Source organism: Streptomyces sp. RLA123 (assembly GCF_056270165.1).
In genome coordinates this window covers 2,491,004-2,513,453 of record NZ_JBWDOR010000003.1, presented here as the reverse complement: position 1 = coordinate 2,513,453, position 22,450 = coordinate 2,491,004, and the positions used below count along the sequence as shown (strand labels likewise).

Genomic DNA, 22,450 nt, shown 5'->3' with positions numbered 1-22,450 from the left:
CACTCCGCGATGGAGAAAAAGACCGTGCCGCCAACCCTCAGCGCCCTCCTGCGGAACCCCGCCCTGAAGCTGACCGCCCTCGCCGGAGGCGGCCACGTGGACGAGGCGACCGTCCGATGGGTGCACACCAGCGAACTGGACGACCCCGCGCCGTACCTGGAGGGCGGGGAGCTGCTGCTGACGACCGGCCTCAAGCTGGACATGGGGTCGCCGGACGCGCTCGCGCAGTACGTGAGCCGCCTGGCGCGGGCCGGCGTCGTCGGCCTGGGCTTCGGCGTGGGGCTGAGTCACGACACCGTGCCGGAGGCGCTCGTGGAGGCGGCGGAGGCGCACGGGCTGCCGCTGCTGGAGGTGCCGCGCAAGACGCCGTTCATCGCCATCAGCAAGGCCGTGTCGGCGGCGATAGCCGCCGACCAGTACAAGGCGGTGACGGCCGGCTTCGAGGCGCAGCGGGAGCTGACCCGGGCCGCGCTGGCGCCGGACGGGACGAGCGCGCTGCTGGCCCGGCTGGCGGCGCAGCTGAACGGCTGGGCGGCGCTGTACGACGCGTCGGGCGCCGTGGTGGCCGCCGCTCCGGACTGGGCGGGCCGCCGTGCCGCACGGCTGGCCGACGAGGTGGACCGGCTGCGCGGGAAGCCCGCACCGGCGAGCGCGGCCGTGGCGGGCCCGGCGGGCACGGAGGACCGGGTGCAGTTGCAGTCGCTGGGCACGGGCCGCCGCCCGCGCGGCTTCCTCGCGGTGGGGACGGAGGAGCGCCTGGACACGTCCGCCCGCTACATCGTGCACGCTGCCGTGGCGCTGCTGACGCTGTCCCTTGAGCAGTCCCGCGCGCTGCAGGACACCGAGCAGCGGCTCGGCGGCGCGCTGCTGCGGATGCTGCTCGTGGGGGAGGCCGAGCACGCCCGCACGGTGGCGGGGCGGCTGTACGGCGGTCTGCTGGAGGCGCCTGTGCGCGTGCTGGTGGCCGAGCCCCTGGCGGCCGCCGGTGAGACCGTGGGCCTGCTGGCCGAACGGGTGGAGGCGGCGGCGCTGCGCGCGGCGGAGCCGGTGCTGTCGGTGCGCGACGGCGACCGGCTGACGGTCCTGGCCTCGGCCGACGGCGCGGTGCTCGCCGCGTGCCTGGCGGCGATCGACAGCGACGACGACCTCGTGGCGGGGCTGTCCGCCGCGGTCGGCTCCGCGGCCGTGCCCGGCGCCCATGAGCAGGCCGAGCGGGCGCTGGCGGTCGCGCGGCGCCGCGGCCGCAGCCTGGTCGAGCACGACGAGGTCGGTTCCGGCTCGGTGCTGCCGCTGCTGAGCGAGGACGCCGTGCGGGCGTTCTCGGACGGGCTGCTCCGCCCGTTGCGGGAGCACGACGCCACCGCCCGCGGTGATCTGGTCGCCTCGCTTCAGGCGTGGCTGTCCCGGCACGGCCAGTGGGACGCCGCCGCGACCGATCTCGGCGTGCACCGGCACACACTGCGCTACCGCATGCGGCGCGTGGAAGAGATCCTGGGCCGCTCGCTGGACGACCCGGACGTGCGGATGGAGCTGTGGCTCGCCCTGAAGGCCGCCGGGCGCTGATGGCGCGTGCCGAAACGGCACATCGCGCCAGGTCCGTACTCCGCCGTGGACAAGCCCGTCCGGGTGCCGCCCGTCCTACGGTGTCCGCATGAGCACCTCCACCGCCTTCTGGCTCGCCGGCCGCCCGGTCACCGGCGAGGACAGCTTCGATGTCGTGAACCCGTACGACGGCAGCGTCGTGGCCTCGGTCGGCGTGCCGACCGAGGACCAGGTCGAGGAGGCGGTCGCGGCCGCCAAGGCCGTCGAGGCGGAGTTCGCCGCGACTCCGGCACACGTGCGCGCCGCCGCTCTGGACCATGTGTCCAAGCGGCTGGCCGAGCGGACCGAGGAGATCGCGCGGCTGATCACCGCCGAGAACGGCAAGCCGGTCAAGTGGGCGCGAGGCGAGGTCGGCCGTGCCGTCTCGGTGTTCCGCTGGGCCGCGGAGGAGGCGCGCCGCTTCAACAGCGGCGAGGCGCAGCGCCTGGACACCGACGCGGGCGGTGTGGGTCGTCTCGCGCTGACCCGCCGCTTCCCGCGCGGCAGCGTGCTGGGCATAGCGCCGTTCAACTTCCCGCTCAACCTGGTGGCCCACAAGGTGGCCCCGGCGATCGCCGTCGGGACCCCGATCATCCTCAAGCCGGCGCCGTCGACCCCGCTGTCGGCCCTCGTCCTGGGCGAGATCCTGGCCGAGACCGACCTGCCGGCCGGTTCCTGGAGCGTGCTGACGGTTCCCAACGACCGGATGCCGGCGCTGGTCCAGGACGTGCGTCTGCCCGTCGTCTCCTTCACCGGCTCGGACCGGGTCGGCTACCAGATCATGGACTCGGTGCCGCGCAAGCACACCACCTTGGAGCTGGGCGGCAACGCCGCCGCCGTCGTCCTCGCCGACTGGTCCTCCGAGGAGGACCTGGAGTGGGCCGCGAACCGCATCGCGACCTTCGCCAACTACCAGGGCGGCCAGTCCTGCATCTCCGTGCAGCGGGTCGTCGCGGACACGGCGGTCTACGACCGGCTGGCGGAGAAGGTCGTGGCCAAGGTCAGGGCCCAGGTCACCGGTGACCCGTCGGACGACGCCACCGACGTCGGCCCGCTGGTCGACGAGAACGCCGCCCGGCGCGTGGAGTCCTGGGTCGAGGATGCCGTGGCCAAGGGTGCGAAGCTGCTGACCGGCGGCGCGCGCGACGGCGCCGCCTACGAGCCGACCGTGCTGGCCGAGCTGCCGGCCGACGCGATCATCGCCACCGAGGAGGTCTTCGGCCCGGTGCTGTCGCTGCACAGGGTCGACGGCACCGACGAGGCGTTCGCCGTGGTGAACGACTCCAAGTTCGGCCTCCAGAGCGGTGTCTTCACGCACGATCTGCAGACGGCGTTCCGTGCCCACCGGGAGCTGGAGGTCGGCGGGGTCATCATCGGCGACGCGCCCTCCTACCGTGCCGACCAGATGCCCTACGGCGGCGTCAAGGACTCGGGTGTCGGACGTGAGGGCGTCAGGTACGCGATGGACGACTACACCTACGAGCGGGTCCTCGTGCTGACCGGGCTCGCCCTGTAGACCGACCCTCTCCAGCGGCCGGGGCGCATGTGCGGTGCGCCCCGGCCGCGTTGTCCCCGCCCGACGCTCCGTGAAGTGCTGGCCCCAGGCGTGCGGCCCTCGGGGCGGCCCGGGCGTTCACCCGGGTGGAGCCGGGCGCCGCGGCGAATCCCCCGGAGGCGGAACGGGTGCCCCGGGTACTCCCGGCACAGTGCCGCGCGCGAGCCCGTCCAGCGGCGTCACGGACCGGCGCCCGAGAGCGGCGGACCCGCCCGCCCGGACCGCGAAGCGGACACCGTGAAAGCCCTGCTGACACCACGTCATCCGCGACCGGCGCGCCGCCGGACCGGCCTGCCGCGGCGCCCCCGGCGGGCCGCGGGGACGCCCGCGCCCGCCCCGCCCCGGCGCGGCCGAGAGGGGCCGGCGGGCGGCACGGGCCCGGTCCGCGGCGCGCGAGGGCTGGTGACCATGCCGGAACCGGGGTACTAACGAACACGTAGCACCCGTCGGTAACGACACGAGGTGATGCCCCCATGTCCGCAAGTCCAGCCCGCCCCACCGTCTCGGAACGCGAAGCACGCCAGGTCGCCGAGGCAGCCCGGGAACAGGAATGGCGCAAGCCCAGCTTCGCCAAGGAACTGTTCCTGGGACGCTTCCGGCTCGACCTGATCCACCCCCACCCCACCCCGTCGACCGAACAGGTCCAGCGTGGCGAGGAGTTCCTGGCCAAGCTCCGCGACTTCGTCGAGACGAAGGTGGACGGCGCGCTGATCGAACGCGAGGCGCGCATCCCCGACGAGGTCATCACCGGGCTCAAGGAGCTCGGCGCCCTCGGTATGAAGATCGACCCCAAATACGGCGGACTCGGTCTCACGCAGGTCTACTACAACAAGGCGCTGGCCCTGGTCGGGTCCGCCAGCCCCGCCGTCGGCGTGCTGCTCTCCGCGCACCAGTCGATCGGCGTTCCCCAGCCGCTGAAGATGTTCGGCACCCCGGAGCAGAAGGAGCGGTTCCTGCCGCGCTGCGCCCGCACCGACATCTCCGCCTTCCTGCTCACCGAGCCCGATGTGGGCTCCGACCCGGCGCGCCTGGCCACCACGGCGGTTCCGGACGGGGACTCCTACGTCCTCGACGGGGTCAAGCTGTGGACCACCAACGGCGTCGTGGCCGATCTGCTGGTCGTCATGGCCCGGGTGCCGAGGAGCGAGGGCCACAAGGGCGGCATCACCGCCTTTGTGGTCGAGGCGGGCTCGGAGGGCATCACCGTCGAGAACCGCAACTCCTTCATGGGTCTGCGCGGCATCGAGAACGGCGTCACCCGCTTCCACCGGGTGCGGGTCCCCGCCGAGAACCGCATCGGCCCCGAGGGCTCGGGTCTGAAAATCGCCCTGACCACCCTCAACACCGGCCGCCTGTCGCTGCCCGCGTCTTGCGTCGCGGCCGGCAAGTGGTGCCTGAAGGTCGCCCGCGAGTGGTCGGTGGCCCGTGAGCAGTGGGGCAAGCCGATCGCCGAGCACGAGGCCGTCGGATCGAAGATCGCCTTCATCGCGGCGACGACGTTCGCCCTCGAGGCCGTCATGGAGCTGTCCAGCCAGATGGCCGACGAGAACCGCAACGACATCCGCATTGAGGGCGCGCTCGCCAAGCTCTTCGCGTCCGAGATGGGTTGGGTGATGGCCGACGAGCTCGTCCAGATCCGCGGCGGCCGCGGCTTCGAGACCGCCGAGTCGCTCGCCGCGCGCGGTGAACGGGCCGTGCCGGCCGAGCAGTTGCTGCGCGACCTGCGCATCAACCGGATCTTCGAGGGCTCGACCGAGATCATGCACCTGCTGATCGCCCGCGAGGCCGTCGACGCCCACCTGTCGGTGGCCGGCGACCTCATCGACCCCGACAAGGCCCTCGGCGACAAGGCCAAGGCCGGTATGAAGGCCGGCGGCTTCTACGCCCGCTGGCTGCCGAAACTGGTCGCCGGCCCCGGCCAACTCCCGGCCGCGTACGGCAGCTTCCACCCGTCGGGCCACCCCGACCTCGCAGCGCACCTGCGCTACGTGGAGCGCAGCGCGCGCAAGCTCGCCCGCTCGACCTTCTACGCGATGTCGCGCTGGCAGGGCCGCATGGAGACCAAACAGGGCTTCCTCGGCCGTGTGGTCGACATCGGGGCCGAGCTGTTCGCCATGAGCGCCGCCTGCGTCCGCGCCGAGATGCTGCGCACCCGCAGCCAGAACGGGCGCGAGGCCTACCAGCTCGCCGACGCCTTCTGCCGCCAGTCGCGGCTGCGGGTGGAGGAGCTGTTCGGCCGCCTGTGGGCCAACACCGACACCATCGACCGCAAGGTGGTCGACGGCGTCCTCGGCGGCGCCTACACCTGGCTCGAGTCCGGCATCGTCGATCCCTCGGGCGACGGCCCGTGGATCGCCGCCACCGACCCCGGACCCTCCGGCAGGGAGAACGTCCACCGGCCGATCCGCTGAACGGCCGGCCGCACCCGAGGGCACCGCTTCCCGGAGGCGGTGCCCTCGGCGTGCCGCCGACCGGACACAATGGGGGGATGACCGACTCTCTCGCCGACCCGCACCTGCGGCCGACCGGACCGGACACGGCCACCGCCGCCCACGACGGCCCGCGCGACATCGTGATCCTCGGCTCGACCGGATCGATCGGCACCCAGGCCATCGACGTCGTGCTGCGCAACCCCGACCGCTTCCGGGTGGTCGCCCTGTCCGCGGCCGGCGGCCGGGTCGGGCTGCTCGCCGACCAGGCACTTCAGCTGGGCGTCGAGACGGTCGCCGTCGCCGACGAGAAGGCCGCGGAACCGCTGCGCGAGGCCCTGGCCGAGCGGTACGGGAGCGAGCCGCAGCCCGAGGTGCTCGTGGGCCCCGACGCGGCGACCGAGCTGGCCGGCCGGCCCTGCCACTCGGTGCTGAACGGCATCACCGGTTCGATCGGGCTGCGCCCGACGCTGGCCGCCCTGGAGGCGGGCCGCGTCCTGATCCTCGCCAACAAGGAGTCGCTGATCGTCGGCGGGCCCCTGGTGAAGGCGGTGGCCGAGCCCGGGCAGATCGTGCCGGTGGACTCCGAGCACTCCGCGCTCTTCCAGGCCCTGATGGGCGGCGCCCGCTCCGAGGTCCGCAAGCTCGTCGTCACGGCCTCCGGCGGCCCGTTCCGGGGGCGGACCAGGGAGGAGCTGGCCGGGGTCACCCCGCAGCAGGCGCTGGCCCACCCCACCTGGGACATGGGACCGGTGGTGACGATCAACTCCGCCACCCTGGTCAACAAGGGCCTGGAGGTCATCGAGGCCCACCTGCTCTTCGACATTCCCTTCGACCGCATTGAGGTCGTCGTCCACCCGCAGTCGTATGTTCACTCGATGGTGGAGTTCACGGACGGTTCGACACTGGCCCAGGCCAGCCCGCCGGACATGCGGATGCCGATCTCGCTGGGGCTGGGCTGGCCCGAGCGGGTGCCCGACGCCGCGCCGGGGTGCGACTGGACGAAGGCGGCGACCTGGACCTTCTTCCCGCTCGACGACGAGGCGTTCCCGGCGGTGGCGCTCGCGCGCCACGTCGGTAACCTCGGCGGTACCGCGCCCGCGGTGTTCAACGCGGCCAACGAGGAGTGCGTGGCCGCGTTCCTCGCGGGTTCGCTGCCCTTCACCGGCATCGTGGACACTGTCGCGCGGGTGGTGGAGGAGCACGGCAGCCCCACGGCGGGAACTTCTCTCACCGTCGAGGACGTCCTCGAAGCGGAAAGCTGGGCACGGTCCCGTGCCCGGGAACTGGCTGCGGAACAAGCGGAACAGGCGACAACGGAGGCGGCACGCGTATGACGGCACTCATGTGGGTCCTGGGGCTCGCGGTGTTTTTCGTGGGCCTGCTGTTCTCCATCGCCTGGCACGAGCTCGGCCACCTCTCCACCGCCAAGCTCTTCAAGATCCGCGTCCCCCAGTACATGGTCGGCTTCGGGCCGACCATCTGGTCGCGGCACAAGGGCGAGACCGAGTACGGCGTCAAGGCCGTTCCGCTCGGCGGCTACATCCGCATGATCGGCATGTTCCCGCCCGGTGACGACGGCCGGGTCACCGCCCGCTCCACCTCGCCCTTCCGGGGCATGATCGAGGACGCCCGCTCGGCGGCCTACGAGGAGCTCCAGCCCGGCGACGAGACCCGGATGTTCTACACGCGCAAGCCGTGGAAGCGCGTGGTCGTGATGTTCGCCGGACCCTTCATGAACCTGGTCCTGGCGTTCGGGCTCTTCCTGATGCTCTTCATGGTCTTCGGTTTCCAGACCCAGACCACGACGGTCGGCTCGGTCTCCGACTGCGTCATCCCCGCGTCCGACACCAAGGCGCTGGATTCCAAGGACCCCTGCGCCCAGGGCTCCTACCCGGCGGCGCCCGCCAAGGCGGCCGGACTCCAAAAGCGCGACCGGATCGTGGCGCTCAACGGCGTCAAGGTCGACGACACCCAGTGGACGGTGCTCCAGCAGCAGATCCGCAAGACCATCGGCCCCGCCACCATCACCGTGGTGCGCGACGGCAAGACCGTGGACCTGCACGCGAACCTGATCGCCAACAAGGTCGTCAAGACCGACAGCGAGGGCGTGGTCGTCAAGGGCCAGTACGTCCAGGCCGGCTTCCTCGGCTTCACGCCCGCGAACGGCGTCGTGCGGCTGGACTTCGGCCAGTCGGTCGACCACATGGCCACCACCGCGGAGGACGGCGTCCGGTCGCTCGGGGCGCTCCCCGGCAAGATCCCCGCCCTGTGGAACTCGGTCTTCGCCGGCGCCGAACGCCAGCCCGACTCCCCGGTCGGCATGATCGGCGCGGCGCGTCTGGGCGGTGACGTCTTCTCCCTGCCCCTGCCGGCCACGCAGAAGATCGCCCTGATGGTGAACCTGCTCGCCGGGGTCAACCTGGCCCTCTTCCTCTTCAACATGCTGCCGCTGCTCCCGCTGGACGGCGGCCACATCGCGGGCGCCCTGTGGGAGTCCCTGCGGCGCAGTCTCGCCCGTGTCTTCCGGCGCCCCGACCCGGGCCCGTTCGACGTGGCGAAGCTGATGCCGGTCGCCTATGTGATCGCGGGCGTCTTCATCTGCTTCACGGCCCTGGTCATGGCCGCGGATCTCATCAATCCGGTGCGTTTGACCTAGCGCGATGTCCTGGGCGTGGGTGGGGTGACGTAGTCTCGTTCAACGGAGCCCGCCCATGCCGCCGGGACCTCGATCCGCGTACTTTGGGGATGCCACGCACATGACCGCGATTTCGCTCGGGATGCCGTCCGTTCCGATCAAGCTCGCCGACCGCCGCAAGAGCCGCCAGATCCAGGTCGGATCCGTGGCCGTCGGTGGCGACGCACCGGTCTCCGTCCAGTCCATGACCACCACCGTCACCGCGGACATCGGCGCCACGCTTCAGCAGATCGCCGAGCTCACCGCCTCCGGTTGCCAGATCGTGCGGGTGGCCTGCCCTTCGCAGGACGACGCGGACGCACTCGCCACGATCGCGAGGAAGTCGCAGATCCCGGTGATCGCCGACATCCACTTCCAGCCGAAGTACGTGTTCGCGGCGATCGACGCGGGCTGTGCGGCGGTGCGGGTGAACCCGGGCAACATCCGGCAGTTCGACGACAAGGTGAAGGAGATCGCGAAGGCGGCCTCCGACGCGGGCACGCCGATCCGGATCGGGGTGAACGCCGGGTCGCTGGACCGGCGTCTGCTGGAGAAGTACGGCAAGGCGACTCCCGAGGCGCTGGTGGAGTCGGCGCTGTGGGAGTGCTCGCTGTTCGAGGAGCACGGCTTCCGGGACATCAAGATCTCGGTGAAGCACAACGACCCGGTGGTGATGGTCAACGCCTACCGTCTGCTGGCGGCGCAGTGCGACTACCCGCTGCACCTGGGGGTGACCGAGGCGGGTCCGGCGTTCCAGGGGACGATCAAGTCGGCGGTGGCGTTCGGCGCGCTGCTGAGCGAGGGGATCGGGGACACGATCCGGGTGTCGCTGTCGGCTCCTCCGGCGGAGGAGGTGAAGGTCGGCATCCAGATTTTGGAGTCGCTGAACCTGCGGCAGCGGCGGCTGGAGATCGTGTCGTGCCCGTCGTGCGGGCGGGCGCAGGTGGATGTGTACAAGCTGGCCGATCAGGTGACGGCGGGGCTCGAGGGCATGGAGGTCCCGCTGCGGGTCGCGGTGATGGGCTGTGTCGTCAACGGTCCGGGTGAGGCGCGCGAGGCGGACCTGGGGGTGGCCTCGGGCAACGGCAAGGGGCAGATCTTCGTGAAGGGCGAGGTCATCAAGACCGTGCCGGAGTCGAAGATCGTCGAGACCCTCATCGAGGAGGCCATGAAGCTCGCCGAGCAGATGGAGGCCGACGGCATCACCTCCGGCGAGCCCTCCGTCTCCGTCAGCTGACTTCCCGCGCAGGCGTACCGTCCCGCCCCTGTCTCCCCTCCCGGTCCGGGATGCGGGGCGGCAGGGGCGGAACGCGCTGCGGCGGGGTAAGGTTCTGGGACTTCCCCGACCACCGCTGCCCGTACGGTGAGGCGCCCACGTGTTGACGACCACGACGACCAAGGTTCTGGAACCAGGAGAACTCGACGCCGTCCTCGCGGTGCTCGACCGGGATCCGGTGGCCAACGCCTTCGTCGCCTCCCGGGTCGCTGTGGCCGGGCTCGACCCGTGGCGGCTCGGCGGCGAGTTGTGGGGCTGGTACTTCGGCGGCCGGCTGGAGGCCCTGTGCTACGCGGGCGCCAACCTGGTCCCCATCTGCGCGGGCCCCGAAGCCGTGCGCGCCTTCGCCGACCGGGCGCTGCGCTCGGGCCGCCGCTGCTCCTCCATCGTCGGCGCCGCCGAGTCCACCGCCGCGCTGTGGTCGCTGCTCGAACGGAGCTGGGGACCGGCCCGTGAGATCCGCTCCCACCAGCCGCTGATGGTCACCCGGGCACTGCCCGCCGACGTCGAACCCGACCCCTTCGTGCGCCGGGTGCGGCGCGACGAACTGGACGTGATCATGCCCGCATGCGTGGCCATGTTCACCGAGGAGGTCGGCGTCTCCCCGCTCGCCGGCGACGGCGGTCTGATCTACCAGGCGCGGGTCGCCGAACTCGTCTCCGCGGGGCGCTCGTTCGCGCGCATCGAGGACGGCCGGGTGGTCTTCAAGGCCGAGATCGGCGCCGTCACCCGGCACGCCTGCCAGATCCAGGGCGTCTGGGTCGACCCCGACCACCGCGGCCGGGGGCTCTCCGAGACCGGCATGGCGGCCGTGCTGCACTACGCGCTGCGCGACGTCGCCCCCGTGGCCAGCCTCTACGTCAACGACTTCAACGCGGCCGCCCGGGCCGCCTACCGGCGCGTCGGGTTCACCGAGGTCGGCGCGTTCATGAGCGTCCTGTTCTAGTAGTGTCCCCGCCCATGGATGACGTGGCGGTCGAGCCGATCGACCTGACGGCACGGGTGGACGAGGCACTGGCCGTCCAGGCGGTCGCCTTCGGGCTGGGCGCGGAGGAGGTCGCCATCCGCCGCCAGATCGTGCTGCGCCACCTCGGTCTCCCCGGTGTCCGCGCGCTCGGCGCCCTCGCCCCGGACGGACGGCTTGCCGGGTTCGTGTACGGCATGCCCAACCACCGTACGCACTGGTGGTCCACAGTCGTCGAGCCCTACCTGCGCCGCACCGGCACCGACGACTGGCTCGACGACTCCTTCACCATCACCGAACTGCACGTCCACCCCGACTTCCAGTGCCGCGGCATCGGGCGCACCCTCATCACCGCGATCACCGACGCCGCCGCCCAGCCCCGCAGCATCCTGTCGGCCATCGACACCGAGAGCCGGGCCCGCCGCCTGTACCGCGCCCTCGGTTACACCGATCTCGCACGCCCGGTGCACTTCCCCAGCGCGGCGAGTCCGTACGCGGTCATGGGTGCCTGGCTGCCGCTCCTGCGCTAATCGGTTTCCTGGGGCACCCGGCGGGTCGATATCCTCGCCACAACGGCACGAAACCCCCTGGAGAGCCCCATGGTCCTGCGCATGTCCAAGCTGATGCTCAAGACGCTGCGCGACGACCCGGCCGACGCCGAGACCGCGAGCCACAAGCTCCTGGTCCGGGCCGGATACGTCCGCCGCTCCTCGGCGGGGGTGTGGACCTGGCTGCCGCTCGGCAAGCGGGTCCTGGAGAACGTCTCGCGCGTCGTCCGTGAGGAGATGGACGCCATCGGCGGGCAGGAGGTCCTGCTGCCCGCGCTGCTCCCGCGCGACAACTACGAGGCGACGGGCCGCGCGGGCGAGTACGGCGACCTGCTCTTCCAGCTCCGCGACCGCAAGGGCACCGACTACGTGCTCGGTCCCACCCACGAGGAGATCTTCACCCAGGTCGTCAAGGACCAGGCCGCGTCGTACAAGGACCTGCCGGTGATCCTCTACCAGATCCAGACCAAGTACCGCGACGAGGCCCGGCCCCGCTCCGGCGTCCTGCGCGGCCGCGAGTTCCAGATGAAGGACTCCTACTCCTTCGACACCACCGACGAGGGCCTGGCCGAGGCCTACCGCCTCCACCGCGAGGCCTACATCAAGATCTTCTCGCGCCTCGGCTTCGACTTCCGGATCGTCTCCGCCGTCTCCGGCGCCATGGGCGGCTCGGCCTCCGAGGAGTTCCTCGCCCCCGCCGCGGCGGGCGAGGACACCTTCGTGGACTGCCCCGCGTGCGACTACGCGGCCAACACCGAGGCCGTCACCACCGTCGTGGCCCCCGTCGAGAACGCCGACCACCCGCCCGTCGAGGAGGTCGACACCCCCGACACCCCGACCATCGGGACGCTGGCGGCGCACCTGGGCGTCCCGGCCTCCGCGACGCTGAAGAACCTCCTGGTCAAGGTCGACGGCGAGATCGTCGCCGTCGGCGTCCCCGGCGACCGCGAGGTGGACCTCGGCAAGCTCGCCGAACACCTCGCCCCCGCCGAGGTCGAGCTCGTCACCGCGGAGGACTTCACCGGACGCCCCGACCTGGTCCGCGGCTATGTCGGCCCGCAGGGCCTGACCGGCGTCCGCTACCTCGCCGACCCCCGCGTCGCCCCCGGCACCGCCTGGGTCACCGGCGCCAACAAGCCCGACACGCACGCCCGCAACGTCGTCGTGGGCCGCGACTTCCAGGTCGACGAGTACCTCGACGTCGTCACGGTCGAGCCCGGCGACCCCTGCCCGCGCTGCGGCGCCGGCCTCAAACTGGACCGGGCCATCGAGATCGGCCACATCTTCCAGCTCGGCCGCAAGTACGCCGACGCCTTCGAGCTCGACGTCCTCGGCCAGAACGGCAAGCCGGTCCGGGTCACCATGGGCTCCTACGGCATCGGCGTCTCCCGCGCCGTCGCCGCGATCGCCGAGCAGACTGCCGACGCGCAGGGCCTGTGCTGGCCGCGCGAGATCGCCCCGGCCGACGTCCACATCGTCGCCGCGGGCAAGGCCCTGCAGATCGAGCTGGCGCTCGAGGTCGCCGGGAAACTGCACGCCGCCGGTGTCCGGGTCATCGTCGACGACCGCGCCGGCGTCTCGCCCGGCGTCAAGTTCACGGACGCGGAACTGCTCGGCGTGCCCACGATCCTGGTCGTCGGGCGGGGCGCGGGCGACGGCGTCGTCGAGCTCAAGGACCGGCGTACGGGGGAGCGGGAGGAACTGACCGTGGCGGACGCGGTCTCCCGTCTCTCGGCGTAGCGCTGCGCTTCGCTGTACCGGGCTTTTTCCCGCCGGCCCTCCCTCCCCCAGGCTTCGGCCGAGGGAGGGAGGGCGAGGGGAAAAACCCGGCAGGGATCAGAGCAGGCCCGCGAACTCGAGCAGGAGCTCACCCGCCGTGCGGTCGCCGACCGAGAACGCCCAGACGCCCGCCTCGACCGCCCGGAACAGCGCCCACCCCCGCACCCGGTCCCGGTCCACCTCGAGCGCGTCGGACAGTTTGGTGACCCGACGCCGTGCCGCCGCCTGAGAGCCGGGCATGGCCACCAGCGTCTCCAGGCGGTCGCGGACGAGCCACGCGAGATCGAAGGCGGGGTCGCCGACGAGCGGCTTGGGGTCGATGGCGAGCCAGGGGACGCGGTCGGCGGAGAGCACATTGCCGTGGTGGTAGTCCCCGTGCAGCAGCACGGAAGGCCCGGACGCGTCCGCCAGGGCGTCCCGGGTCGCGAGGGCCTCGTCGATGAGGGGCCGCACATCCGCGTCGACGTACGGCTCGCCGGCCCGCTCCCGCAGCCGCGCCGCGAGCCCGGCCGTGTGGTCGGCCACGGACGTGAAGGGGTGGGCGTCGTCCGGCGCCAGCGGCACCCACAGCCGCTGGAGCGTGGCGCACGCCTCCAGCATCGCCTTCGGCTCGGGCAGCGAGCGCAGCGAGACGTCGCCGTGGAGGCGTTCCATGAGCAGGACGCCCTCGTCGGGGTCGGCGCGCAGCAGCCGGACCGCGCCGCGTCCGTCCCAGCGGGCGAGCGCGGCGTGCTCGTGCCGGGTCTCGTCGGTGACGAGGCCGAGCTTGAGCGTGGCGGGGGTGCCGTCGGCCTGGCGGACCAGGACGACCATGCTGATCTGGCCGCCGGGGGAGAGCACCCGTTCCGGTCGCAGGTCCCAGCGCGCGAGGTGGTCCGCGGCGCGCTCGGGGAGCGCGGCGAGCCAGGCGCGGCCCGGGTCGCCCTCCCAGGCGCTGATGGTGCGGATCAGCCGCTCGGGCGGCTCGAGGTGCTGCGGTGCCGGGGTCATGCGGGGGTCTGTCCCTCCTGCGGATCGGGTCTACCGGCCGCGCTCGGCCAGCCCCGGGAAGGCTACGCTCCCGCCGCGCCAGCCCACCGCACGCACTGCGGCCTCGCGGAGCGCGTCGGCGGCCTCGCGGCGCAGGCCGGCGTCGGCGGCGCGGACGAGGTCGGCGTAGACACCGGCGACCCGGTCCTCCAGTTCGGCGGCGAGGCGGATCGCCGCCGCGCGGTCCGGGACGGGGAAGGGCAGCGTGTACGCCGCCGAGGCCGCGACGGGCTCGCCGCCCAGGTCGGTGACGGTGCGGCGCAGGGAGTCGCGGCGGGCGCGATGGGCGTCGTAGCCGGCGGCGGCCCGCCCGGTGGGGTCGGCACCGATGCGGGCGCCGACGACGCCGTAGCCGTAGACGGCGGCGTGCTCGGCCGCGAGGGCGGCCTGGACGGCCGCGAGCGGCTGCTGCTGTGCCATGGACCGGTCACTTCTCCTTGAGCAGCAGGACGTGTCCCGCGCCGCATGCGGCCACCGAGGCGAGCAGGCGGGCGAGTTCGGGCGGGGCGTCGAGCAGCGCGCCCGCGCGTTCGCCCGCGAGCGTCCGTTCGGCGGCGGCGAGGGCGGCACGTGCCGCGTCCTCGCCGGGGGGAACGGACACGGAAACCGGGGCCGACGGCGCGGGGGAGGACGAGGGGGCGGCGGGGACGGACGCCGAGGCGCTCGGTGAGGAGACGGGCCCGCGGCCGGCCGGCGGCCCGAACGCCGCGACGTGCCGGGCCACTTCGGCCCGCAGCGGGCGCAGCCGCGTGGCCAGCCCCGGGTGGACGGCGATCGTGGCGTCGTAGTGGGCGAGCAGCGCGCCGCTGTCCCGGACGGCCCGTTCGCGCAGGATCTCGCCCGGAGCGGGGGAGGGCGAGGACGGCCCCGGGGCGCCGGAGCGCCGCCCCGGCTGGTCGGAGCAGCCGCCGAGCAGTCCGGCCGCGGCCGGCAGGACGGGCAGGACGAGAGCGGTGCGGACCGCACGCCGGCGCGGAATGTTCCTGAGTGGCACAGTGCCCCTTCCCGTGATCACCACCGGAGAGGGTACCGGCGCCGGGGACGCGCCCTGCGACGGCCCTCCGCGGGCGCCGAATCGTCGTTCCGGCACCCGAACCGATAGGCTTTGGCCCGACACACGACCTTCCACCACAACAGCACACGCGGCCGAGGAGTCACCCGGATGAGCACCACCCAGAGCGAGAGGCTGCGCGGGCTGCTTGAGCCCCTCGTCGCGAAGACGGGGCTGGATCTGGAAGAGATCAAGGTGACCGCGGCCGGGAACCGGCGCCAACTCCAGGTGATCGTGGACTCCGACGAGGGCGCCCCGCTGGACACCCTCGCCGATCTGAGCCGGGAGATCTCGCAGGCACTGGACGACGCCGACGCCATGGGCGGCACGGCGTACCTGCTGGAGGTCTCCTCGCCGGGCGTGGACCGCCTGCTCACCGCGCCGCGTCACTACCGGCGCAACGAGGGCCGACTGGTCAAGCTGACCCGGGTCGACGGCGGTGAGCTGGTCGCGCGGATCATGGCGGTCGACGAGGACGGTCTCGACCTCGAGGTCCCGGGTGTCAAGGGGCGCAAGCCCAAGCCCGCCCGCATCGCCTTCGGCGAGATCGCCAAGGCGCGGGTGGAGATCGAATTCAGTCGCAAGGACCCGGCCGATGCCGATACCGACGGCGACGAGAGTACTGAGGAGGCGTAGCCGTGGACATCGACATGAGTGCCCTGCGGGGTCTGGTCCGGGAGAAGGAGATCTCCTTCGAATTGCTGGTCGAGGCGATCGAGTCGGCGCTCCTCATCGCCTACCATCGTGAGCCCGGCAGCCGGCGCGACGCACGCGTCGAGCTGGACCGCACGAACGGCCATGTGACCGTGTGGGCCAAGGAGGACGCGGCGGAGACCCCCGAGGGCGCCGAGTCCCGGGAGTTCGACGACACGCCGAGCGGCTTCGGCCGGATCGCGGCGACCACCGCCAAGCAGGTGATCCTCCAGCGGCTGCGTGACGCCGAGGAGGAGATCACCTTCGGCGAGTACGCGGGCCGCGAGGGCGACATCGTCACCGGCGTGGTCCAGCAGGGCAAGGACCCGAAGAACGTACTGGTCGACATCGGCAAACTGGAGGCCATCCTGCCCGTGCAGGAGCAGGTCCCCGGCGAGGACTACAAGCACGGCACCCGGCTGCGCTCGTACGTCGTCCGCGTCGCCAAGGGTGTGCGCGGCCCGTCCGTGACCCTGTCGCGCACCCACCCGAGCCTGGTGAAGAAGCTCTTCGCGCTGGAGGTCCCGGAGATCGCGGACGGGTCCGTGGAGATCGCGGCCATCGCCCGCGAGGCCGGCCACCGTACGAAGATCGCGGTGCGCTCCACCCGTTCGGGGTTGAACGCCAAGGGCGCCTGCATCGGCCCGATGGGCGCCCGGGTGCGTGCCGTGATGGCCGAACTGAACGGCGAGAAGATCGACATCGTCGACTGGTCCGACGAACCGGGTGAGATGGTGGCGAACGCCCTGTCACCCGCGCGGGTGAGCAAGGTGGAGATCGTCGACATGGGTGCCCGTTCCGCCCGGGTGACCGTGCCGGACTACCAGCTGTCGCTGGCGATCGGCAAGGAAGGGCAGAACGCGCGCCTGGCGGCGCGGCTCACGGGCTGGCGGATCGACATCCGCCCGGACACCGAGCCGGCCGAGCAGTAGCACCCGTTTTCCGTAGAGGTTCGACCGTGCGTCGCATAACCCAGAGGGGTGAGGTCGGCGCGGGGAGGTAGACTAAAGATGTCTGGCCGGACGCACGGCCCAGCACGCCCGGAGCGCACATGCATCGGCTGCAGGGAGCGAGCGGCCAAGCACGATCTGCTGCGTGTGGTGACGGTCGGGGGCTCCTGTGTCCCCGATCTTCGCGGTACGCTGCCCGGTCGGGGTGCCTATGTGCACCCCGACACCGTCTGTTTCGACCTGGCGGTCCGCCGTCGGGCGTTTCTGCGGGCCTTCCGGGCCCAGGGACCGCTGGACACCGCGGAACTCCGCGATCATGTCGAGCAGGCGACACTGTGAGTGAGCAAGGAGAGCGCACGGGCGACCGTGCGGTCCAGGTACCCCGCGAGTTGGAAGTAGGTCGAGATTGCGATGAGCACTCGATGAGCACGCGATGAGTACGCCCATGAAGTAGCGACGGTCCGGCGGACGACCACCCCGGACCTCATGAAGGAGCGAAGTGGCTAAGGTCCGGGTATACGAACTCGCCAAGGAGTTCGGAGTTGAGAGCAAGGTCGTCATGGCCAAGCTCCAAGAACTTGGCGAATTCGTCCGTTCGGCGTCCTCGACGATCGAGGCGCCGGTTGTTCGCAAGTTGACTGACGCACTGCAGGGCCCCGGTGGCGGTTCCGCCCCCGGAAAGCCCTCCGCCGCCAGGCCCGCGGCGCCCCGCAAGGAAGCGCCCACAAAGCCGGCCGCCCCCACTCCGGGCGCGCCGGCCCGTCCCGCTGCCCCGGCTCCCAAGCCGGCGACGGGATCCACCCCCACCGCCCGGCCCGCGACCGGCTCCGCGCCGACTCCCGGTCCGCGCCCGACGCCGGCCCCCAAGCCGGCTCCGGCCAAGCCCGCGCCGGTCACCCCGGTGCCGCAGGCGGAGTTCTCCGCCCCGCCGGCCGCTCCGCAGGCTCCGGCTCCCGAGCGTCCGGCTCCCGAGCGTCCGGCCCCGGCCGAGCGCACCGAGCGCCCCGCCGCGCGTTCCGGTCAGCCCGGTCCGCGTCCCAGCAGCGCGCCGCGCCCCGGCCAGCGGGACGGTCAGCGTGAGGGACAGCGCGACGGTCAGCGTGACGGTGGCCGTGGCCAGGGCGGCCCCGGCGGCCAGCGTCCGGGCGGCCAGGCGCCGCGTCCGGGTGGTGCCGCACGTCCGGCCGGTCCCCGTCCGGGCAACAACCCCTTCACCTCCGGCTCCACCGGCATGCCGCGCCCGCAGGCGCCGCGTCCGGCCGGCGGAGCCCCCGGCCAGCCCGGTCCGCGCCCCGGTGGCGCCCCGGGTGCCGCCGGTCCGCGTCCGGGTGGCGCGCCGCGTCCCGGCGGCGGTGCCCCGTCCGGTGCTCGTCCGACCCCGGGCGGGATGCCCCGTCCGCAGGGCGGCGGTCCTCGTCCGAACCCGGGCATGATGCCGCAGCGTCCCGCCTCCACGGGCGGCGGTCCCGGTCGTCCCGGTGCCGGCGCCGGTGCCCGTCCGGGCGCGCGTCCCGGCGGTGGCGGCGGCGGCGCGGGTCGTCCCGGTGGCGGCGGCGGCTTCGCCGGTCGTCCCGGTGGCGGCGGCGGTGCCGGTCGTCCCGGTGGCGGCGGCGGCTTCGGCGGCCCGCGTCCGGGTGGCGGTGCCCCCGGTGCCGGCGGCGGTGGCTTCGCCGGCGGCGGTGGCCGTCCCGGCTTCGGCGGTCGTCCCGGTGGTCCGGGTGGCCGTGGTGGCACGCAGGGTGCCTTCGGCCGTGGCCCCGGTGGCCGTCCGGCCCGTGGGCGCAAGTCGAAGCGTGCGAAGCGCCAGGAGTACGAGGCCATGCAGGCCCCGTCCGTCGGCGGTGTGATGCTGCCTCGCGGCAACGGCGACACCGTGCGCCTGTCCCGTGGCGCGTCGCTGACGGACTTCGCCGAGAAGATCGGCGCCAACCCGGCGTCGCTCGTCCAGGTGATGCTGAACCTCGGTGAGATGGTCACCGCGACCCAGTCCGTCTCCGACGACACGCTGCAGATGCTTGCCGACGAGATGAACTACACCCTCCAGGTCGTCAGCCCGGAGGAGGAGGACCGCGAGCTGCTCGAGTCCTTCGACATCGAGTTCGGCGAGAACGAGGGCGGCGAGGAAGCACTCGTCGCGCGTCCGCCGGTCGTGACCGTCATGGGTCACGTCGACCACGGCAAGACCCGCCTTCTCGACGCGATCCGCAAGACCAACGTGGTCGCGGGCGAGGCCGGCGGCATCACCCAGCACATCGGTGCCTACCAGGTGGCCACCGAGGTCAACGGCGCGCACCGGGCCATCACCTTCATCGACACCCCCGGTCACGAGGCGTTCACCGCCATGCGTGCCCGTGGTGCCAAGTCCACCGACATCGCGATCCTCGTGGTGGCGGCGAACGACGGCGTCATGCCGCAGACGATCGAGGCGCTGAACCACGCCAAGGCGGCCGACGTGCCGATCGTGGTCGCGGTCAACAAGATCGACGTCGAGGGCGCGGACCCGACGAAGGTGCGCGGTCAGCTGACCGAGTTCGGCCTGGTGGCCGAGGAGTACGGCGGCGACACCATGTTCGTCGACATCTCCGCCAAGCAGGGCCTCAACATCGACGGCCTGCTGGAGGCCGTGGTCCTCACCGCGGACGCCGCGCTCGACCTGCGCGCCAACCCCGAGCAGGACGCACAGGGCATCGCGATCGAGGCCCACCTCGACCGCGGCCGCGGCGCCGTGGCGACCGTCCTGGTCCAGCGCGGCACCCTGCGGGTCGGCGACACCATGGTGGTCGGCGACGCGTACGGCCGTGTCCGCGCGATGCTCGACGACGCCGGCAACACGCTCGAAGAAGCCGGCCCCTCGACCCCGGTCCTGGTGCTCGGTCTGACGAACGTGCCGGGTGCCGGCGACAACTTCCTGGTGGTCGACGAGGACCGTACGGCCCGTCAGATCGCCGAGAAGCGTGCCGCCCGCGAGCGGAACGCGGCCTTCGCCAAGTCCCGCCGCCGGGTCAGCCTGGAGGACCTGGACAAGGTGCTCAAGGCCGGCGAGGTCCAGCAGCTCAACCTCATCATCAAGGGCGACGCGTCCGGTTCGGTCGAGGCCCTGGAGTCCTCGCTGCTCCAGCTCGACGTCGGCGAGGACGTGGACCTGCGCATCCTCCACCGGGGTGTCGGTGCGGTCACCGAGACCGACGTCACCCTGGCGGCGGGCTCCGACGCGATCATCATCGGCTTCAACGTGCGGGCCGAGGGCCGCGCCACGTCGCTGGCCGAGCGTGAGGGTGTCGACGTCCGCTACTACTCGGTGATCTACCAGGTCATCGAGGAGATCGAGGCGGCGCTCAAGGGTCTGCTCAAGCCCGAGTACGAGGAGGTGGAGCTCGGCACCGCCGAGATCCGCGAGGTCTTCCGCTCCTCCAAGCTCGGCAACATCGCCGGTGTGCTCATCCGCTCCGGCGAGGTCAAGCGCAACACCAAGGCGCGCCTCCTGCGCGACGGCAAGGTCGTCGCCGAGAGCCTCAACATCGAGGGTCTGCGGCGCTTCAAGGACGACGTCACCGAGATTCGTGAGGGTTACGAGGGCGGTATCAACCTCGGCAACTACAACGACATCAAGATCGACGACGTCATCGCGACCTACGAGATGCGCGAGAAGCCGCGCGTCTGATCGCTGGTGCCGTGTCCGGGGCCGGTCGGTGGAAGAAAAATTCCGTCGATCGGCCCCGGCCGTTGCCTTTAGTGTGGTGCTTACTGTTCGCAGTGCTCGCACTGTTCGCCACGAGGCCCCACAGGTCGGCTTGACCTGACACCCATGTTTGTAGGGACGCTGTCCTTTGATCTGCTTCTCGGCGACGTCCGGTCGCTCAAGGAGAAGCGCTCCGTCGTCCGGCCCATCGTGGCCGAGCTGCACCGCAAGTTCGCGGTCAGCGTGGCGGAGGTCGACCACCATGATCTTTACCGCAGGGCCGAAATCGGCGTGGCGGTTGTGTCCGGGGATCTCGGGCACATCAATGACGTACTCGGACGCTGCGAGCGATGGATGGTCGCCCGCCCCGAGGTGGACCTGCTGTCGGCGCGGCAGCAGATCCACGGGGACGACGACTGACACTCACGTACCGAAGAGTGAAGAGTAGAGAGAAGAGCAGGCATGACCGACACCGCGCGGGCGCGCAAGCTGGCGGACCGCATCCGGGTCGTGGTCGCGGAGACCCTCCAGCGGCGGATCAAGGACCCGCGGCTGGGGTACGTCACGATCACGGACACCCGGGTCACCGGTGACCTTCGGGAGGCGACCGTCTTCTACACGGTCTTCGGGGACGACGAGGAGCGTGCCGCCTCGGCGGCGGCGCTGGAGAGCGCCAAGGGCGTCCTCCGCTCGGAGGTCGGACGGCAGACGGGCGTGCGCTTCACGCCGTCGCTGACGTTCGTCGCCGACGCGGTCCCGGAGAACGCGCGCACCATCGACGACCTGCTCGCCAAGGCCCGTGCGGCCGACGAGGAGGTGCGCAAGAGCGCCACCGACGCCGCGTACGCCGGAGAGGCCGACCCTTACCGCAAGCCGTCCGACGACGACGACGAGGCCGAGGCCGAGGCCGAGGGCGACCAGGGCGCCGAGGGAGAAGCCCGGTGAAGGACGGGCTTGTCATCGTCGACAAGCCGGGCGGTATGACCTCGCACGACGTCGTGTCCCGGCTGCGCAGGCTCGCCGGGACCCGTCGCGTCGGCCACGCCGGCACGCTCGACCCCATGGCGACGGGCGTCCTCGTCATCGGCGTGGAGAAGGCCACCCGGCTGCTCGGGCACCTCGCGCTCACGCGCAAGGAGTACGAAGCCACGATCCGGCTCGGCCAGACCACCGTCACGGACGACGCCGAAGGCGAGATCACGGCCGCGGTCCCCGCGGGCGCGGTCACCCGCGAGGCCGTCGACGCGGGTATAGCGGCGCTCACCGGCGACATCATGCAGGTGCCGTCCAAGGTCAGCGCGATCAAGGTGAACGGCGTCCGCTCGTACGCGCGCGTGCGCGGCGGCGAGGAGTTCGAGCTGGCCGCCCGGCCGGTGACGGTGTCCTCGTTCGTCGTGCGGGACGTGCGGCGCGAGGACGACGACCTCGTGGACGTCGACGTCACGGTCGAGTGCTCCTCCGGCACGTACATCCGCGCCCTCGCGCGGGACCTCGGTGCGGGACTGGGCGTCGGCGGCCACCTCACCGCGCTGCGGCGCACCCGGGTCGGGCCCTACGGAGCGGGCCTCGCCCGCACGCTGGAGGAACTGGCCGAGTCCTTCGCGGTCCTTCCCATCGCGGAGGCCGCCGCGGCGGCGTTCCCCCGCTGGGACGTCGACGAGCGCGCGGCCGGTCTGCTCGGCAACGGCGTCCGGCTCGACGCGCCCCCCGCGGTGGGGGCGGAGCCGACGGGGGTGTTCGGGCCGGACGGGCGCTTTCTGGCGCTTGTGGAGGGGCGTGAGGGGCAGGCGCGCATCCTGGCCAACTTCGCCTGACCGGGTTTTTCCCCGCCCGCCCGCCCTCCCCCAACCTTCGGCCGGGGGTGCCCCCAGCCCCGTGAAGTCAGTGACCCCGGCGCCCGTTTACGTGGGTGCCGGGTTCGGGGCCTCCGGGGCTGACCATTCTGGACAGCACATTTAGGTGCCTCAGGGCCTTCACATTGCGCACCGGGGTTGTGCACCCAAATATGCTCCAGTGTCCAGAACGCCCACCCCTACACCCCCGCCCCCTCAGGTTTCGTCATGCGCCTGATCCCCGGTGGGGGGTGAGGGCGGCGCCGTGCCTGGGGCACCCGTCGACGCAGCGCCAACGGCGCGGGAACCCTCGACAGACCGGACCCCGTCCACTCCGCAGGCCGACGACCGCAGCCCGCACAGCGGGGCCGCCACACCGCAGCCCGGCGCCGCTGGGTGATCATTCC

19 protein-coding genes are annotated in these 22,450 nt (G+C 72.3%); 16 read left to right on the top strand and 3 right to left on the bottom strand.

Going from position 1 to position 22,450, the window contains the following annotated elements; all coding sequences use genetic code 11:
• Positions 1 to 24: 24 nt before the first annotated feature.
• The 9 genes from RV983_RS11180 to RV983_RS11140 all read left to right on the top strand — a co-directional run bounded on the left by RV983_RS11180 (position 25) and on the right by RV983_RS11140 (position 12,770).
• A complete protein-coding gene (locus RV983_RS11180; RefSeq protein WP_475985645.1) occupies positions 25 to 1,563 on the top strand; it encodes a PucR family transcriptional regulator in 1,539 nt (512 codons plus the stop codon).
• Positions 1,564 to 1,651: 88 nt separating this feature from the next.
• The gene (locus tag RV983_RS11175) at positions 1,652 to 3,097 is read left to right on the top strand and encodes an aldehyde dehydrogenase family protein (RefSeq protein ID WP_475985644.1); all 1,446 of its coding nucleotides are present in this window, start codon (positions 1,652 to 1,654) and stop codon (positions 3,095 to 3,097) included.
• Positions 3,098 to 3,609: 512 nt separating this feature from the next.
• Positions 3,610 to 5,547, top strand: a complete 1,938-nt coding sequence (locus RV983_RS11170) for an acyl-CoA dehydrogenase family protein (protein ID WP_475985643.1) — start codon at positions 3,610 to 3,612, stop codon at positions 5,545 to 5,547.
• A gap of 77 nt (positions 5,548 to 5,624) precedes the next feature.
• Positions 5,625 to 6,902: a 1-deoxy-D-xylulose-5-phosphate reductoisomerase gene (gene dxr / locus RV983_RS11165; RefSeq protein ID WP_475985642.1), complete on the top strand. Its 1,278-nt coding sequence runs from the start codon at positions 5,625 to 5,627 to the stop codon at positions 6,900 to 6,902.
• Entirely contained in the window at positions 6,899 to 8,224 is a 1,326-nt protein-coding gene (locus RV983_RS11160; RefSeq protein WP_475985641.1) for a M50 family metallopeptidase, read from the top strand. Before dxr ends, RV983_RS11160 begins: the two co-directional genes overlap by 4 nt.
• A 100-nt stretch (positions 8,225 to 8,324) precedes the next feature.
• The gene (gene ispG, locus RV983_RS11155) at positions 8,325 to 9,479 is read left to right on the top strand and encodes a flavodoxin-dependent (E)-4-hydroxy-3-methylbut-2-enyl-diphosphate synthase (protein ID WP_475985640.1); all 1,155 of its coding nucleotides are present in this window, start codon (positions 8,325 to 8,327) and stop codon (positions 9,477 to 9,479) included.
• A 139-nt stretch (positions 9,480 to 9,618) separates the two neighbouring features.
• Complete coding sequence (locus tag RV983_RS11150) at positions 9,619 to 10,464, top strand: GNAT family N-acetyltransferase (RefSeq protein ID WP_475985639.1); 846 nt, start codon at positions 9,619 to 9,621, stop codon at positions 10,462 to 10,464.
• A gap of 14 nt (positions 10,465 to 10,478) precedes the next feature.
• A complete protein-coding gene (locus RV983_RS11145; protein ID WP_475985638.1) occupies positions 10,479 to 11,012 on the top strand; it encodes a GNAT family N-acetyltransferase in 534 nt (177 codons plus the stop codon).
• Between the two features lie 69 nt (positions 11,013 to 11,081).
• On the top strand, positions 11,082 to 12,770 hold the full coding sequence (locus RV983_RS11140) for a proline--tRNA ligase (RefSeq protein ID WP_475985637.1): 1,689 nt from the start codon (positions 11,082 to 11,084) through the stop codon (positions 12,768 to 12,770).
• A gap of 96 nt (positions 12,771 to 12,866) precedes the next feature.
• On the opposite strand, the gene RV983_RS11135 is transcribed toward RV983_RS11140, so the two are convergent.
• Genes RV983_RS11135 through RV983_RS11125 form a run of 3 tightly spaced genes read right to left on the bottom strand, consistent with a single transcriptional unit; the run spans position 12,867 to position 14,832 of the window.
• Positions 12,867 to 13,799 carry an aminoglycoside phosphotransferase family protein gene (locus RV983_RS11135; RefSeq protein WP_475985636.1) on the bottom strand — a complete coding sequence of 311 codons (933 nt, stop codon included), beginning with the start codon at positions 13,797 to 13,799 and terminating at the stop codon, positions 12,867 to 12,869.
• A gap of 30 nt (positions 13,800 to 13,829) precedes the next feature.
• The gene (locus tag RV983_RS11130) at positions 13,830 to 14,258 is read right to left on the bottom strand and encodes a ferritin-like domain-containing protein (RefSeq protein WP_475985635.1); all 429 of its coding nucleotides are present in this window, start codon (positions 14,256 to 14,258) and stop codon (positions 13,830 to 13,832) included.
• 7 nt (positions 14,259 to 14,265) lie between these two features.
• A complete protein-coding gene (locus tag RV983_RS11125) occupies positions 14,266 to 14,832 on the bottom strand; it encodes a hypothetical protein (protein WP_475985634.1) in 567 nt (188 codons plus the stop codon).
• A gap of 168 nt (positions 14,833 to 15,000) precedes the next feature.
• On the opposite strand from RV983_RS11125, the gene rimP reads away from it, so the two are divergent.
• The 7 genes from rimP to truB all read left to right on the top strand — a co-directional run bounded on the left by rimP (position 15,001) and on the right by truB (position 22,025).
• Positions 15,001 to 15,525 carry a ribosome maturation factor RimP gene (rimP, locus tag RV983_RS11120; protein WP_475985633.1) on the top strand — a complete coding sequence of 175 codons (525 nt, stop codon included), beginning with the start codon at positions 15,001 to 15,003 and terminating at the stop codon, positions 15,523 to 15,525.
• A gap of 2 nt (positions 15,526 to 15,527) precedes the next feature.
• A complete protein-coding gene (nusA, locus tag RV983_RS11115) occupies positions 15,528 to 16,514 on the top strand; it encodes a transcription termination factor NusA (RefSeq protein WP_475985632.1) in 987 nt (328 codons plus the stop codon).
• A gap of 78 nt (positions 16,515 to 16,592) precedes the next feature.
• A complete protein-coding gene (locus tag RV983_RS11110) occupies positions 16,593 to 16,871 on the top strand; it encodes a YlxR family protein (RefSeq protein ID WP_475985631.1) in 279 nt (92 codons plus the stop codon).
• 160 nt (positions 16,872 to 17,031) lie between these two features.
• On the top strand, positions 17,032 to 20,193 hold the full coding sequence (gene infB / locus RV983_RS11105; RefSeq protein WP_475985630.1) for a translation initiation factor IF-2: 3,162 nt from the start codon (positions 17,032 to 17,034) through the stop codon (positions 20,191 to 20,193).
• 144 nt (positions 20,194 to 20,337) lie between these two features.
• Positions 20,338 to 20,631, top strand: coding sequence for a DUF503 domain-containing protein (locus RV983_RS11100; protein ID WP_319665367.1), 294 nt, complete (start codon positions 20,338 to 20,340; stop codon positions 20,629 to 20,631).
• A gap of 42 nt (positions 20,632 to 20,673) precedes the next feature.
• Positions 20,674 to 21,156 carry a 30S ribosome-binding factor RbfA gene (rbfA, locus tag RV983_RS11095; RefSeq protein WP_475985629.1) on the top strand — a complete coding sequence of 161 codons (483 nt, stop codon included), beginning with the start codon at positions 20,674 to 20,676 and terminating at the stop codon, positions 21,154 to 21,156.
• On the top strand, positions 21,153 to 22,025 hold the full coding sequence (gene truB, locus RV983_RS11090; protein WP_475985628.1) for a tRNA pseudouridine(55) synthase TruB: 873 nt from the start codon (positions 21,153 to 21,155) through the stop codon (positions 22,023 to 22,025). The genes rbfA and truB overlap by 4 nt, the downstream gene beginning before the upstream one ends.
• Positions 22,026 to 22,450: the final 425 nt, after the last annotated feature.

Coding starts and splice junctions, on each gene's coding strand:
- RV983_RS11160 (WP_475985641.1), top strand. CDS start 6,899: ATGACGGCACTCATGTGGGTCCTGGGGCTCGCGGTGTTTTTCGTGGGC.
- RV983_RS11130 (WP_475985635.1), bottom strand. CDS start 14,258: ATGGCACAGCAGCAGCCGCTCGCGGCCGTCCAGGCCGCCCTCGCGGCC.
- RV983_RS11145 (WP_475985638.1), top strand. CDS start 10,479: ATGGATGACGTGGCGGTCGAGCCGATCGACCTGACGGCACGGGTGGAC.
- rbfA (WP_475985629.1), top strand. CDS start 20,674: ATGACCGACACCGCGCGGGCGCGCAAGCTGGCGGACCGCATCCGGGTC.
- RV983_RS11175 (WP_475985644.1), top strand. CDS start 1,652: ATGAGCACCTCCACCGCCTTCTGGCTCGCCGGCCGCCCGGTCACCGGC.
- ispG (WP_475985640.1), top strand. CDS start 8,325: ATGACCGCGATTTCGCTCGGGATGCCGTCCGTTCCGATCAAGCTCGCC.
- RV983_RS11135 (WP_475985636.1), bottom strand. CDS start 13,799: ATGACCCCGGCACCGCAGCACCTCGAGCCGCCCGAGCGGCTGATCCGC.
- RV983_RS11110 (WP_475985631.1), top strand. CDS start 16,593: ATGTCTGGCCGGACGCACGGCCCAGCACGCCCGGAGCGCACATGCATC.
- RV983_RS11170 (WP_475985643.1), top strand. CDS start 3,610: ATGTCCGCAAGTCCAGCCCGCCCCACCGTCTCGGAACGCGAAGCACGC.
- rimP (WP_475985633.1), top strand. CDS start 15,001: ATGAGCACCACCCAGAGCGAGAGGCTGCGCGGGCTGCTTGAGCCCCTC.
- RV983_RS11100 (WP_319665367.1), top strand. CDS start 20,338: ATGTTTGTAGGGACGCTGTCCTTTGATCTGCTTCTCGGCGACGTCCGG.
- RV983_RS11140 (WP_475985637.1), top strand. CDS start 11,082: ATGGTCCTGCGCATGTCCAAGCTGATGCTCAAGACGCTGCGCGACGAC.
- dxr (WP_475985642.1), top strand. CDS start 5,625: ATGACCGACTCTCTCGCCGACCCGCACCTGCGGCCGACCGGACCGGAC.